The 14,330-nt window shown below is 69.0% G+C and carries 12 protein-coding genes and 1 pseudogene; 8 read left to right on the top strand and 5 right to left on the bottom strand.

The annotated features are described in order from the left end of the window. Positions 1 to 4 precede the first annotated feature (4 nt). Entirely contained in the window at positions 5 to 484 is a 480-nt protein-coding gene (locus AC5Y4H_RS22920) for a gamma-glutamylcyclotransferase family protein (RefSeq protein WP_499985481.1), read from the bottom strand. 81 nt (positions 485 to 565) lie between these two features. Between AC5Y4H_RS22920 and AC5Y4H_RS22915 the strand changes: the two genes are divergently transcribed. The 7 genes and pseudogenes from AC5Y4H_RS22915 to AC5Y4H_RS22885 all read left to right on the top strand — a co-directional run bounded on the left by AC5Y4H_RS22915 (position 566) and on the right by AC5Y4H_RS22885 (position 9,820). Continuing rightward, on the top strand, positions 566 to 1,996 hold the full coding sequence (locus AC5Y4H_RS22915) for an NAD(P)H-quinone dehydrogenase (RefSeq protein ID WP_499985584.1): 1,431 nt from the start codon (positions 566 to 568) through the stop codon (positions 1,994 to 1,996). Positions 1,997 to 2,065: 69 nt separating this feature from the next. Further along, positions 2,066 to 3,820 (top strand): glycerol-3-phosphate dehydrogenase/oxidase, encoded by a 1,755-nt coding sequence (locus tag AC5Y4H_RS22910; RefSeq protein ID WP_499985478.1) that lies wholly within the window; start codon positions 2,066 to 2,068, stop codon positions 3,818 to 3,820. A 7-nt stretch (positions 3,821 to 3,827) separates the two neighbouring features. Beyond that, positions 3,828 to 4,688 carry a pseudouridine synthase gene (locus AC5Y4H_RS22905; protein ID WP_499985475.1) on the top strand — a complete coding sequence of 287 codons (861 nt, stop codon included), beginning with the start codon at positions 3,828 to 3,830 and terminating at the stop codon, positions 4,686 to 4,688. A 51-nt stretch (positions 4,689 to 4,739) separates the two neighbouring features. Beyond that, positions 4,740 to 6,256: pseudogene (locus tag AC5Y4H_RS22900) on the top strand (HNH endonuclease signature motif containing protein). Between the two features lie 55 nt (positions 6,257 to 6,311). Next, entirely contained in the window at positions 6,312 to 7,118 is an 807-nt protein-coding gene (locus AC5Y4H_RS22895) for an MBL fold metallo-hydrolase (RefSeq protein WP_499985472.1), read from the top strand. 208 nt (positions 7,119 to 7,326) lie between these two features. Continuing rightward, positions 7,327 to 8,496 carry a PPE family protein gene (locus tag AC5Y4H_RS22890; RefSeq protein ID WP_499985468.1) on the top strand — a complete coding sequence of 390 codons (1,170 nt, stop codon included), beginning with the start codon at positions 7,327 to 7,329 and terminating at the stop codon, positions 8,494 to 8,496. 166 nt (positions 8,497 to 8,662) lie between these two features. After that, positions 8,663 to 9,820, top strand: coding sequence for a PPE family protein (locus AC5Y4H_RS22885; RefSeq protein ID WP_499985464.1), 1,158 nt, complete (start codon positions 8,663 to 8,665; stop codon positions 9,818 to 9,820). Here the strand turns inward: AC5Y4H_RS22885 and AC5Y4H_RS22880 are convergent. Next, positions 9,751 to 10,416, bottom strand: coding sequence for a DUF5994 family protein (locus AC5Y4H_RS22880; protein WP_499985462.1), 666 nt, complete (start codon positions 10,414 to 10,416; stop codon positions 9,751 to 9,753). The genes AC5Y4H_RS22885 and AC5Y4H_RS22880 overlap by 70 nt on opposite strands. A gap of 225 nt (positions 10,417 to 10,641) precedes the next feature. Continuing rightward, a complete protein-coding gene (locus AC5Y4H_RS22875; RefSeq protein WP_499985460.1) occupies positions 10,642 to 11,001 on the bottom strand; it encodes a DUF732 domain-containing protein in 360 nt (119 codons plus the stop codon). Positions 11,002 to 11,191: 190 nt separating this feature from the next. Here AC5Y4H_RS22875 and AC5Y4H_RS22870 point away from each other — a divergent pair, with 190 nt between their 5' ends. Continuing rightward, positions 11,192 to 12,109: an extracellular catalytic domain type 1 short-chain-length polyhydroxyalkanoate depolymerase gene (locus AC5Y4H_RS22870; protein ID WP_499985457.1), complete on the top strand. Its 918-nt coding sequence runs from the start codon at positions 11,192 to 11,194 to the stop codon at positions 12,107 to 12,109. A 24-nt stretch (positions 12,110 to 12,133) separates the two neighbouring features. Here the strand turns inward: AC5Y4H_RS22870 and nei2 are convergent, their stop codons facing one another. Further along, positions 12,134 to 12,889, bottom strand: a complete 756-nt coding sequence (gene nei2, locus AC5Y4H_RS22865) for an endonuclease VIII Nei2 (protein ID WP_499985454.1) — start codon at positions 12,887 to 12,889, stop codon at positions 12,134 to 12,136. Position 12,890: 1 nt separating this feature from the next. Next, positions 12,891 to 14,330 (bottom strand): Lhr family helicase (locus AC5Y4H_RS22860; RefSeq protein WP_499985450.1); only part of this gene is annotated, 1,440 nt, incomplete at its 5' end.

Here is a 14,330-nt window from a genome sequence, read left to right as displayed (position 1 = left end):
CCGGTCAGGCGCTGGTGCCCGGGCCGATATTGCGGGCCGGGCGGGTCCGCAGGCCGTGCACGTAATCGCTTGGTGCCCCGGCGATTTCGGCGGCATCAGCCATCACACCCAGGTACCGGGCCGACGGCAGCCCGCCCTCCCAGGCGTCCAAAACGTACAGCCATGCCAGGACCGGGTCGGTGTCGGTGTCCGACGAGATGCGCTCTACGCGGCACCGGATCTTCTTGTGGACGCCGAACTCCGAGCCCTCCCAGCGGTCCAGGTTCTTCTCGTCCGCCGGTGTCATGTCGTAGAGGACGACGAACACCTTCGAATCCGGGTCTTCGACGACGCTGGCCAGCGCGCCTTCCCAGCCGATGTCCTCGCCACCGAAGGTCAACCGCCATCCGTGCAGCCAGCCGGTTCCGGCCATCGGCGAATGTGGCGCGCGTTTCTGCATCTGCTCGGGATCCATGTTCGACCCGTAAGCGGCGTAGAGCGGCACGGGGAAAGCTTAGACGGCCGATGCTGGCGGGTCTTCCCTGAGCATTCGCAGGGCCACCGCGGCTTCGTTAGGTTGGTGGCTGTGGTGACCCGCATCGTGATCCTCGGTGGAGGCCCGGCCGGTTACGAAGCCGCGCTGGTGGCCGCGACCTCGCACCCGGACACAACCCGCGTCACCGTGATCGACTCCGAGGGCATCGGCGGGGCGGCCGTCCTGGATGACTGCGTGCCGTCCAAAACGTTCATCGCCTCGACCTGGCTGCGCACCGAATTGCGCCGGGCGCCGCGACTCGGCTTCGAGATCGACATCGACGACGCCAAGATCTCGCTGCCGCAGATCCATGCCCGGGTCAAGCAACTCGCCACCGAGCAGTCCGCCGACATCGCCGACCAGCTGCTGAGCATGGGCGTGCACGTGGTGGCCGGCCACGGCGAGCTGATCGACCCCACACCGGGCCTGGCCTGCCACCGCATCAGGGCGACCCATAGCGATCCGGGGCCCGACGGCCCCGTCACCAGCGAGTACGAGGCTGACGTCGTGCTGATCGCCACCGGCGCCAGCCCGCGCGTGCTGCCGTCGGCGCCGCCCGACGGCGAGCGCATTCTCACCTGGCGCCAGCTTTACAACCTGGAGGCGCTGCCCGAGCACCTGATCGTGGTCGGGTCGGGGGTCACCGGCGCCGAATTCGTGCACGCGTACACCGAATTGGGCGTGCCGGTGACCGTGGTGGCCAGCCGGGACCGGGTGCTGCCGTACGAGGACGCCGACGCGGCGCTGGTCCTCGAGGAGGCGTTCTCCGAACGCGGTGTGGAGCTGGTCAAGAACGCCCGCGCGCAATCGGTGACCCGCACCGAGAACGGCGTGCTGGTCACCCTGGCCGACGGGCGCACGGTTGAGGGCAGCCACGCCCTGATGACCATCGGGTCGGTGCCCAACACCGGCGGCCTGGGCCTCGACCGGGTCGGCATCGAGCTGGGCCGCGGCGGCTACCTGACCGTCGACCGGGTGTCGCGGACCTCGGTGGCAGGCATCTACGCCGCCGGTGACTGCACCGGTCTCTTGCCGCTGGCCTCGGTCGCCGCCATGCAGGGCCGGATCGCGATGTATCACGCGCTGGGCGAGGGCGTCAGCCCGATCCGGCTGCGCACGGTGGCGGCGACGGTGTTCACCAGGCCCGAGATCGCCGCCGTCGGCGTCCCGCAGACCATGATCGATGACGGTTCGGTGCCGGCCCGCACGGTCATGCTGCCGCTGCGCACCAACGCGCGGGCCAAGATGTCGGGGCTGCGCCAGGGCTTCGTCAAGCTGTTCTGCCGCCAGGCCACCGGCGTGGTCATCGGCGGGGTGGTGGTGGCCCCCATCGCGTCCGAGCTGATCCTGCCGATCGCCGTGGCCGTGACCAACCGGATCACGGTCAACGAGCTGGCGCAGACGCTGGCGGTTTACCCGTCGTTGTCCGGCTCGGTCACCGAGGCCGCGCGGCGGCTCATGGCGCACGACGATCTGGATTAGTGGTTAGCCTTGGTGCAGCACGTCCTACTGACGAGTAACCGAGAGTTTCCCCAGTGAGGAGTCCTGGCCGTGACTGAATCCGTTCACGCGCCCACCCAGCGCAGCTCACCGGTTTCCGTGCTGGGGCCGCGGCAGCGCGAGGCCGCCTGGGAACGGCTGGGCACCGAGCAGTTCGACGTGGTGGTGATCGGTGGCGGCGTGGTGGGCTCGGGCTGCGCGCTGGACGCGGCGACCCGCGGTCTCAAGGTGGCGCTGGTGGAAGCGCGTGACTTCGCCTCGGGCACCTCGAGCCGCTCGTCGAAGATGTTCCACGGCGGCCTGCGCTATCTCGAACAGCTCGAGTTCGGCCTGGTGCGCGAGGCGCTCTACGAGCGTGAGCTGTCGCTGACGACGCTGGCACCGCATCTGGTCAAGCCGATGCCGTTCCTGTTCCCGTTGACCAATCGCATGTGGGAACGCCCGTACATCGCCGCCGGGATTTTTCTGTACGACCGGCTCGGCGGCGCGAAATCCGTTCCGGCGCAGAAGCATCTGACGCGCGCTGGCGCATTGCGGTTGAGCCCGGGTCTCAAGCGCAGCTCGCTGATCGGCGGAATCCGTTACTACGACACGGTTGTCGACGACGCCCGGCACACCATGACCGTCGCGCGCACCGCCGCGCATTACGGCGTGGTGGTGCGCACCTCCACTCAGGTGGTCGCCATGCTGCGCGAAGGCGACCGGGTGACCGGTGTGCGCGTCCGCGACTCCGAGAACGGCGCAATCACCGAGGTTCGCGGGCACGTGGTGGTCAACGCGACCGGGGTGTGGACCGACGAGATCCAGGCATTGTCCAAGCAGCGCGGGCGTTTTCAGGTCCGGGCGTCCAAGGGCGTGCATGTGGTGGTGCCCCGCGACCGCATCGTCAGCGACGTCGCGATCATCCTGCGCACGGAGAAATCGGTCATGTTCGTCATCCCGTGGGGCAGCCACTGGATCATCGGGACCACCGACACCGACTGGAACCTGGACCTGGCCCACCCCGCGGCCACAAAGGCCGACATCGACTACATCCTCTCAACCGTCAACACCGTGCTGGCCATCCCGCTGACGCACGCCGACATCGACGGGGTGTACGCGGGGCTGCGGCCGCTGCTGGCCGGGGAGAGCGAGGAGACGTCCAAGCTGTCCCGGGAACACGCCGTGGCGGTGCCCGCGCCGGGCCTGGTGGCCATCGCCGGTGGCAAGTACACCACCTACCGGGTGATGGCCGCCGACGCGATTGACGCTGCGGCCCAATTCATTCCGGCCCGGGTGGCGCCGTCGATCACCGAGAAGGTCAGCCTGCTGGGCGCCGACGGCTACTTCGCGCTGATCAACCAGGCCGAACACGTCGCCCAACTGCAGGGCCTGCATCCCTACCGGGTACGTCACCTGCTGGACCGCTATGGCTCGCTGATCGGTGACGTGCTGGCGCTGGCGGCGCAGAGCCCCGACCTGCTCGAGCCCATCAAGGAGGCGCCGGGCTATTTGCGGGTGGAGGCGCTGTATGCCGTAACCGCCGAGGGCGCTTTGCATTTGGAGGACATCCTGGCCCGCCGGATGCGCGTCTCCATCGAATACCCCCACCGCGGCGTCGACTGCGCGCGCGAGGTCGCCGACGTCGTCGCGCCGGTGCTGGGCTGGTCGGAAGAGGAGATCGGGCGCGAGGTCGCGAATTACACCGCCCGGGTGGAGGCCGAGATCCTGTCCCAGGCCCAGCCCGACGACGTGTCCGCCGACGAACTGCGCGCCAGCGCACCCGAGGCGCGCGCCGAGATCCTCGAGCCGGTCCCGCTTAGTTGAGCCTGTGGTGAAGCCCGCACCGCTACCCGTGCGCGACGGACTCGGCCCAGCCCGGGTGCGGCTGCGCGGCGGGCCGGTGCTGGCCGAGCTCACCGCCCGGTTCGGCGCCCGGGCCGGCGCCAAGGTGCTGGCCGGCGAGGTCGTCGGCGCCGATGGCGCGGTAATCGACGCCACCACCGTGCTTCCCGCCGGCGCGAGTGTCTACCTGTATCGCGAGCTGCAGGACGAGGTGCCTGTCCCGTTCGACATCCCGGTGCTGCACCGCGACGCCGACATCGTGGTCGTCGACAAGCCGCACTTCCTGGCCACCATGCCGCGCGGACGCCACGTCGCGCAGACCGCGCTGGTGCGGCTGCGGCGGGAACTGGAGCTGCCCGAGCTGAGCCCGGCGCACCGGCTGGATCGGCTGACCGCCGGGGTGCTGCTGTTCACCGCACGGCGCGAGGTGCGCGGCGCCTATCAGACGCTGTTCTCTCGCGGATCGGTCCGTAAGACATATCTGGCCAGGGCCGCCGTCGACCCGCAGCTGGAGCTCCCGTGCGTGGTGAAGAACCGGCTCATCAAGCGCCGCAGCCACCTACAGGCCGTGTGCGAGCCCGGCGCACCCAATGCCGAGACCCGCGTGGAGCTGGTGTCACCGGACGGGCTGTACCGGCTCAGCCCCCGCACCGGGCGTACCCATCAGCTGCGCCTGCACATGGCCTCGCTGGGGATACCGATCGAGGGCGATCCGTTGTATCCCAGCATCATTGACGTGGCGGCCGACGACTTCAGCACGCCGCTGCGGCTATTGGCGCAGCGCATCGAGTTCGCCGATCCGCTGACCGGCGTGCGGCGGGAATTCGTCAGCCGCCGAGCCGAGCCATAGGTGTGAGGCTGCGCCGAACGGTTGTCGGTGGGCCGTGGCATAGTCGAACCTATGTTCGAGCAGGCGTCGGGTCACCGTTCACCACCTGAGGTGATCGAATACTTCGACGAACTGTTCGAGCGGCACTATCCGTCGCGAACGCCGGTGTCGATGGGACTGCTGGAAAGCGTCGGAGCGGCCGCGCGCGCCGAGAATCGGGCGGCGGCCGCACAGCTCGCGGCCATCGGTGAGTTGTTCGGGTATCGGCTGTCACGTTGCGCGGAGACCGAGAGCTGGGCCGTCGACACCGAGGCGGCGGTCAGCGCGGAGGTCGCCGCCGAGCTGCGGATCGGTCAGGGCCTGGCCGGCAGCAAGGTGCGCTACGCCCGCGCCATGCGGGAGCGGCTGCCGCGGTGGGCGAGGTCTTCAGGGCCGGCGATATCGACTTTCGGATGTTCGCCACGGTGGTGTACCGCACGGACCTAATCACCGACCCGCAGGTGCTGGCGGCGGTGGACGCCCGGCTGGCGGCCAACGTGGCGCGCTGGCCGTCGATGACTCCCGGCCGGCTGGCCGCGCAAGTCGACAAGGTCGTCGCGCACGCCGACGCGGATGCGGTGCGGCGCCGGCGGGAGCGCGTGGTGCAGCGGGAGATCTGGATCGGTGACGCGGGGGACGGCCTGTCGCATATCCAGGGCAGCCTGCTCGCCCCCGATGCGCATCTACTGGACCGGCGCCTGAACGCCTTGGCCGCCACGGTGTGTGGGCACGACCCGCGCACGCGAGAACAGCGCCGCGCCGATGCGTTGGGGGCGTTGGCGGGCGGCGCCGACCGGCTGGGATGCCGATGCGGGCGCCGCGATTGCCCGGCCGGCAAACGGTCCGCGGGCCCGGTGGTGATCCACGTGATCGCCGAGCGCGGCAGTGTGGATGGCAGCGGGTCGGTGCCGGGCTACGAGTTGGGCGTCGAGGGCCTGATTGCGCCGGAGTTGGTCGCCGAGCTGGCCGCCTCGGCCACCTTGGCGCCGCTGACTCACCCCGGCGATGCGCCGCCCGAGCCGGGTTATGTGCCGTCGAAGGCGCTGGCCGATTTCGTGCGTTGCCGCGACTTGACGTGCCGCTGGCCCGGCTGCGACCAGCCCGCCGTCAATTGCGACGTGGACCATACGATTCCCTACGCGAACGGTGGGCGCACGCACGCGTCGAACCTCAAATGCTATTGCCGCACACATCATTTGGTGAAAACTTTTTGGGGCTGGCGCGAAATACAACTACCCGACGCGACGCTGATCCTGACCTCACCGGCCGGCCGAACCTATGTCACCACGCCGGGCAGCGCACTGTTGTTCCCAAGTTTGTGCCAGGGCGCCGGCGCGATCGCGGCCGCCGAGTCCGACGTGGCGCCCGATTACTGCGATGACCGCACGGCGATGATGCCCACCCGGCGCCGCACCCGCGCCCAGAACCGCGCCGGACGCATCGCGGCCGAGCGACGGCACAATCGCGATGCCCGCCTGGGCCGGCGGGCCGACAGCAGCCCGAGCGGCGGTCCCGGCCCGCCCGGCGCCGACGATCCACCACCCTTCTAGCGGCATGGAAGCCTGCTGGCGGCATGGAAGGCGCGGGACCGGGTAGCCCGCGGCTATGGACATCACCGTCACGTTCGTAGGCAACGCCACCACGCTCATTTCCGCGGGCGGGCTGACGCTGTTGACCGACCCCAACTTCTTGCACCAGGGTCAACGCGCCTACCTCGGCCATGGGCTGGTATCCAAGCGGCTCAAGGAGCCTGCGTTACAGATCAGCGAACTTCCCCCGATCGACGCGATCGTGCTGTCGCACATGCACGGCGATCACTGGGACCGGGTGTCGCAGAAGGGCCTCGACCATGCGCTGCCCGTCGTCACCACCCCGCACGCCGCCAAACGGCTACACAAGCGAGGTTTCGCGCAGGCGCGGGGCCTGACCACCTGGCAGCAGCACACGATCACGAAGGGCGGCACCACGCTCACCCTCACGTCGTTGCCGGGGCGTCACGCGCCGGGGTGGAGTCAGCGGCTCCTCCCGCCCGTGATGGGCACCATGGTGGAGGTCGCCGCCGACGATGGCTCGCCCCGGCGCCGGCTATACATCTCCGGCGACACCCTGCTGATCGAGGAGCTCAGGGAGATTCCCACCAGGTTCGACCCGATCGACGTGGGCATGCTGCACCTCGGCGGCACCCGGCTGCCGGCCGGCGGGCGGCTGCCGTTCGGGCTGACGGTCACGATGGACGGCCGTCAGGGCGCCGAACTCGTTGCGATGCTGGCCCTGCCGAAGGCCGTCCCGGTGCACTTTGACGACTACGCGGCCTTTGCCTCGCCGCTGGCCGACTTCACCCGGGAAATGCAGCACCGAGGGCTGGGGGACCGGATCGTCGTGGTGAACCGCGGCGCCTCGGTGACCGTGTGAAAAACGGACGGTGTCGCGTAAGTGCCCCTGGCCAGCAAATGTCAAATCGCTCTCAGCTTTGGGTATAGGGTGTCCTAACACGTAGCGGTCGAATTGGGAGGTCCCGACTGCAGGTGACAGGCTTCGACGTGCAGAGTTTCAGGGTTCTTCGCGGCCTGGCCAACGCAAATTTGCTGAGGCGTTCTCAGCATGGGCATTGTGAGATGTGATGGATCTGTTTGCACTTCCCGAGGTCACCTCGACGCTCATCCACACCGGGCCGGGGGCGGGCTCGCTGATCGAGGCCGCCGGCGCCTGGCAGCGCCTGGCCGTCGAGCTGGAGAATTCGGTCTCCACGTATGCCTCGACATTGTCGTCGCTCATCGATTCCTGGGACGGACCGTCGGCGATGGCCATGCTGCAGTCCGTTCAGCCTTACCTGCTCTGGCTGCGCGAGACCGCCCAGCAATCCGCGCAGATGGCCACGTCCGCCGAGGCCGCCGCGTCGGCCTTCGCCACCGTCCGGTCCACGGTGGTTCATCCCTCGGTGGTGGCCGCCAACCGGACGCGGCTGGCGCAGCTGCTGGCGACGAACCGGTTCGGCACCAACACGGCGGCGATCGCCGAGACCGAGAACGAATATCAGACCATCTGGGCGAACAACTCGGCGGCGATGGTCCGCTATCAGGCGTCGTCGTCGCAGGCAACCACGCAGCTGTCGAACTTCAGTTCGCCGCTGTCCCCCGTCGATCCGGGTGGGACGTCCAGGCAAGCGCTGGCGGTGAACAATGCCGGCCTCTTGGCCGCCGGCAACGTGGCTCAAAATGTGTCCACGGCAGACTCGACGCTCGGCGGCCTCTTCGGCAGCGGCGGAGACCCCAACGGAGGGTGGTTCGGCTACTTCAGCACCTGGGGCAACCAGTTCATCTCGTCCGGTTTCCCGATCAACCTGCTCGGTGTGTGGGCGCAGTTGGCGACCGCCCAAGGGGTCCAGTCGGTGGGCGGTGACATCGGCAGCGGCCTGTCGGAGGGACTCGGGGCGGCCACGGAGGGCCTCGGGGCGGCCACGGCGAGCCTGTCTAACGCGGTCAAGGGTATCGGCGCGGGAATGGCGCCGACGGGCGCAATGGGCGTCGGGGTGTCGCTGGGCAAGCTGACCGCGCCTCCCGCCGTCGTGGGGCTGCTGCCGGGCACGCAGACCGGGGTGCAGCTCGCGTCCGCCGCCTCGCCGCTGCCGGCGGGGGAATCGGGGATCCCCCTGATGCCCATGATGGTGCCGCCGACGACGGCCTCTGCGGGAACCGGCTGGCGCAAGCGCAAACAGCAGAAGTACGAGGACGTCGCGGTCGGCCAGGAGGTCAAGGGCAAAGTGATGCCTCGAAACCCATCGGCGGGATGAGCCGATGGCGCCCCACGACCGCGGATGCCGGATTCCGCCACCGTGCAGGTCAACGGCGACCACCAGCAGGACACCTCGATGTCCCGCCCTCGTTCAACCGCGAATCGCCGGACGGGCCGACGCGGAGCGTTCGCCTGACCCACGTTCTTCACCAAGGTAAAGGTTCATGGATTTCTGGATGCTGCCGCCGGAGGCGACGTCGGCGCTGATCCATGCTGGACCTGGCGCCTGGTCATGGATCGCGGCGGCCGGCGCCTGGCAGGAGCTGAGTGCCGAGCTGGAGCAGGCGGCAGGCAGCTACACCGCGGAGCTGTCGTGGCTGATGACGACGTACCAGGGCCCATCGTCGCTGGCGATGGCCCAAGCCTTTGAGCCCTACCTCGACTGGTTGCGCGTCACAGCGCAGCAGTGCCAGGAGGTCGCCACGTCGGTCGAAGTCATGACCGCGGCATTCGAGTCGACGCACTGGACGGTGGTGCACCCCTCGCGGGTCGCCGCGAACCGCGCGCGGCTGGCGGTGTTGTTGGCCACCAACTTCTTTGGGATCAACTACCCGGCCATCGCCGAGACCGAGGCCGAGTACAACGCCATGTGGGTCAACAACTCGGCGGCGTTGGTCCGCTACGCCGCGACCTCGGCGAGCACCCTCAAACCGCCCCAGTTCTCTTTGCCGCCTCCGGTTTCGGATCCGTCGGCGCCGACGAGACAGGCCGCCATGGTGCCGGCTACGACCACCGCCAATTCCGGTACGCAGACCGCCGTCAATCTCTCCGGGGTCAGTCAGGTCAGTCAAAACCTTACCGCCGCAACGACTTTCGACCCCAATTCGGGCTGGTTCAAATACTGGAGTAGCTGGGCGAACCAATTCTTCGCCGCCAGTGGATTTCCGATCAACCTGCTCGGTGTGTTCGCGCAATTGCAGACCGCCCAGGGGTTTGCGTCGATAGGGTCGCTGGGACCCGACATTATCGGCGGCCTGGCCGAAGGCACCGCGGCGCTGTCGTCGGCGGACGCGACCCTGCTCGGTGCAGCCGGATCGTTGGCGCCCCAGGCCACGCTGGGCGTCGGTATCTCGCTCGGCAACCTGACCATGCCGCCCGCGACGGTCGGAATGCTCGGATCTTCGGCGCCGGTGCAGCTTGCGTCGGCGGTTTCCGCGCTGCCTACCGGGACCGGTCAGACCCCCATGCTCCCGATGGTCCCGATGCGTCCGACGGGTAATTCGGCGAGCGGCCGCCGGCGCAAGGGACGCGACTACGACGATATCGAGTACGGCGCGGAGCTGCCGGGCACCGTCATGCACAGGCCGCCGTCGGCGGGATAGCGCTGCATGCGTGACTCCATCATGCGGTTGCGGACGATGTGTTCGACCAGGATGGGGACGAACGTCTGCACCGGGGCGTCGATGAATCGTTGCGCCGTCTCTTCGCACCAGCGCCTGATCTGGGCGTTGCGCCTTTCGTCACCGAGCCCCTCGTAACGGGCCAGCTTGTCGGCCACGTCCGCCGCCGATCGCCCAACCGTGGCCCGGGCGGCCGGGGGAACCGCGGCAGCGGGAGCGGTGGAAGCGCGCACCGCGTCGAGTGCCCGACGGGCGTCGTCCTCATCGCTGTCCGGCCGGATGACATGCAGGGTGAGGTGGCGGCCGTTGCCGCCCATTACGATGACGCTGGCCTCCTCGTCGCTGGCGAAGCCCAGTAATTCGATTGTGTGCCCGTCGATTTCCGCCACCGCGGGCGTATTGTGCCAGCCATTGCGCCGGTAGCCCACCATGACGACCCGCCCCAGCCGACCGGACAACGACGCCACCAGGCCCGGCAGCTCGTCGGCCAGGTTCGTCGACCGCGGCCACCAGGCGCCGTCGATGTGCTCGGACACAGCCCGATATGGCTTGAGCTGCAACCGCTTTGATTGCTCCATGTCACCCACCTGCTCGCAGAATCTCCGGGGTTCGACGACCCCGGTGAGTCAAGACCATCACGTGTAATCGGCGATCGCGGCGCGAGCGAGTGGCTGGTGGGTTTACCGATCGTGAACAACGAGTTTCCCCAATCGCTTTGGCGACAGTGGCCCCCGTCCTTCGGGCTAGCGGCGTGCCAGCCGGCTCGATTGGATCCTGTCTTGAGGGGCTCAGCCGAAGCGATCTCAGGACCCGGACGACGCCGCCGAATCCGCGTATTTCGGGCAGTACGCCTTGATGCTTACCCCGACGAAATAGCCGGCGTGATAGCTGTCCAGGCTGCTGCTGGACAGGACGTTGTTGGCGACCTGTTCCGGTGACTGGCCCATATCGAGTTCGTGACAGACGGTATGCCCGGAGTTGACCGCGGCTTCGGGCGACTCGTAGTTGATGCCTTTGGCTTTCAGTGCGGCCAGGAATGCGTCATCGGCGGACGTGGCGTGAGCGGTCGCGGACGCCCCCAGCATGCCGAGCAGCCCGGCCACCGGCAGCACGCAGATCGCCAGGAGCGGCCGGACAGGCTTGCGCATCTGGGTGCTCGTCATTTCTGATACTCCCGTGGAACAGAAGTGCCGTTGCTTGCTGAAGGCGGGCTAATTCGCATGCTTGCATCTCGCGGCGTCGCCCGGCGCCGTATCGCCGATAATGCGGTGCATGCCACACAAGCGTTTGCTCCGCAGTCGGACGCGCGTCACCGCCGAGCCATCGGCGACGCGCCGCCGGTGATCTGACGACATGGCGTACGCGCGGTGGTGGTGGCTCGGTGTGGTGGCGATATGCGTGGTCGGCTGCGGCGTTCGGCACGTGTCGGCCGCTAGCGCTCGAGACATCTCCGGCACCTTTCGATCCGGCGGCATGGACCGAACCTACATGTTGCACGTGCCGGTGGGCGACCCTGTCGGGCTGGTGCTCAGTTTGCACGGTGGCGGCGGTACCGGGTTCTCGCAGCGCGGCCTGACGGGCTTCAACACCGTTGCTGATGCCCACAACCTGTTGGTTGTTTACCCCGACGGCTATGACAAGAGCTGGGCCGACGGGCGTGGTGCTTCGCCCGCCGATCGCCGCCACATCAATGATGTGGCCTTCCTGGTTGGCCTGGTGAACAAGCTGCAGAACGACTACGGCGTCGCGCCCGGGCACGTTTTCGTCACCGGGATGTCCAACGGCGGCTTCATGACCAACCGGCTGGCGTGTGACCGCGCCGACGTCTTCGCCGCGGTCGCGCCGGTGGCCGGGACGCTGGGCGTGGGGGTGGCATGTAATCCGTCGCGACCGGTGTCGGTCTGGGAAGCCCATGGGACCGCCGATCCGCTGGTGCCCTTCAAAGGCGGTACGGTGCGCGGCCGCGGCGGGGTCAGCCACTCGATCTCGGCCGACAGCATGGTGGACAAGTGGCGCTCGATCGATGGCTGCCAAGGAGAGCCGGTGATGGAGGCGCTGCCCGATGTCCGCGACGGCACGGTCGTGCGCCGCTACCAGTCCACAGGATGCGCGGACAATACCGAAGTGGTGTTCTGCAAGATCGACAGCGGCGGGCACACCTGGCCGGGCGGCAAGCAGTATCTGCCTGCGGCCGTCATCGGTCCCACCACCCGCGCGCTCGACGGATCCGAGGCCATCGCCCAGTTCTTCCTCGCCCACGCCCGCGACTAGGCCCGCCAAGCACGGCCACGCGCGTCAGCGCTGGCAGGAGGGACACCAGTACGTCACCCGATCCCCGGAGTCGTCGAAGTTGATCCGGGTACCGCACCGGCGGCATGGCTGACCGGATCGACCGTAGACCCACAGCTGTCGTCCCGCCCGGGTATCGCCGGTGGTGCACCGGTTCCAACGAAAGCGGTTGAGCCACAGCATGTCCCGCGCGCGTGAGACCAGCCGATGCGGGTCGGCGATGTCGCGCACCGGCGCGGTGGGTAGATGCCCGAAAAGGAAACACAATTCGTTGCAGTAGACGTTGCCGACGCCGGCCAGCAGGCGCTGGTCCAACAGCGCCTCGGCGATCGGCCGGTCCGGGTCGGCCATCAGGTTGGCGGCGGCGAGCGCGGGATCCCAATCCTCGCCCAGCAGATCGGGTCCGAGGTGCGCCACCGCCTCGCCGTCACTCTCGCGCTCCAGGATCTCCAGCACACCCAGGTCGACGCCGACGGCGCGGACGGTGTCGGTCTCCAAGATGATGCGCGCGCGGTGGTCGACCCGGACCGAGCGGTTTCCGACCCGCCAGCTGCCGTCCATTTTCAGATGCGAATGAATGCTGGCGTCCCCCACCCGGATGAACAAATGCTTTCCGCGGCTGAGCACCTCGTCGACCACCCGCCCGGTGAGGTCGACGGTGGCGTACCGCGGCACCCGGACGTCGCACCGGGTCAGGGTGGCGCCGACCAGGCGCTCACGCAGCACGGCGGCGGTGTGCCAGACGGTGTCACCTTCGGGCATGTCAGCGCAGCCGCATTCCGCGTGGAGTCCGGGCGAAACCGGCGTCGGAGAGCGCGTCGACCGGGCCGGGTCCGTCCGGCCGGGGCTGTAAGGCCGGCATCCCGTCAATGCGTTCGACCAGGATCGACGCCACGCGCCGGGACGAGACCAGATCGGCCAGCGCCGTCGCCGCCGCGAGATGGGCGGCGGGGTCGTCGGTGAACGTGAGCAGCGAGCGCCCGCCGCGCTCGAGGAACCAGGCCAGCTCGCCGTCGACCAGCACTACCAGCGCACCGGCCTTGCGGCCCGGTCGTGCTCCCGGCCCCCCGGACCCCGAGCCCTCGCCGCGGGGATCGGGCCAGGGCAGCGCCGCGCCGTAGGGGTTGGCCGGATCCGCCGCGGCCAGCGCGACCGCGTGATACTCGGGCCGTTCGGGATCGACCCCTTCGGAGTAGGCGCGCAACCGGTCGACGGTTGACACGACGGCGAATTGCGCCCCGCCCAGCGATTCGATGAAGTAGCCGCGCTGGCACCGGCCGGCGTCCTCGAACGTGCTCAGCACCTTGTACAGGGTGGCGAATCCGCCGGGTACGCCCTCGGCGCTCACCGCGCCACGGGTCAGCACGCCGTGGCGGCCCAACAGGAGTTCCGCTTGGTAGTGGGCGCGCAGCGTGGAGTCCGGCTCCGGGGGCGGCAGGATCGACCATCGGCCGGCGACGGTCGGGTCGGCGGGCCGGGACTGCGGGTGAGCGAGGCTATATCGGCTCAGGCGCGGCGGGCGATGCGACCGGTGCGTGGGCGCCGAGCGCTTGCGGGTTCCGGTGCCACCGAGCAGGGCGCGCACCGGGGCGAACGTGTCGCCGGTGATCCAGCCGGCCCAGACCAGTTCCCACAGTGCCGCTTTGAGCTCGGACTCACCGAACCCGCTTTGCGTGAGCTGGCGGAAGAAGTAGGCGCCCCCCGGTGCAAGCGCGTCCAGGACGGCGCGGTGGGCGTCGCCCAATTCGATGTCGGCGGGCCCGGGCAGCGTCAACGGCGCGGATTCGCTGGGGTGCAACGTGATCCAGCCGTCACCGCTGGAAATAGAGCCTGCCCCCGACCAGGTGATTTCGCCCGTGGCCAGCAGCTCGTCGAGCAGCGCGGGGGAGTAGTCGCGGACCCGCGGGGCCAGCACCAGCGGCTCGATCGCCGAGGCAGGCATCCGTACGCCGGCCAGCTGATCTATCACCGACATCAGGCCGTCCAACCCCGAATGGCCTGGGGAGCGCGATGATTCGGCCGTGCGCACCCGATGCCAGGCCGGCAGGAACCGCCCGTAGGCGGCGGTGCTGACCGGCTCCACCTGGGCCCGCAGCGCCGCCAGCGACCGCCGCCGCAGGATGCGCAGCACCTCGGCATCGCACCACTGTTCACCGCCGGCCACGGGCGCCCCTGCCGTCTCGGCCGCGGCGACGAAGTCGCC

This window comes from Mycobacterium sp. NGS58, assembly GCF_059812385.1.
Note: the sequence above shows the minus strand (reverse complement) of the source record. Positions and strands in the feature narration are given on the sequence as shown.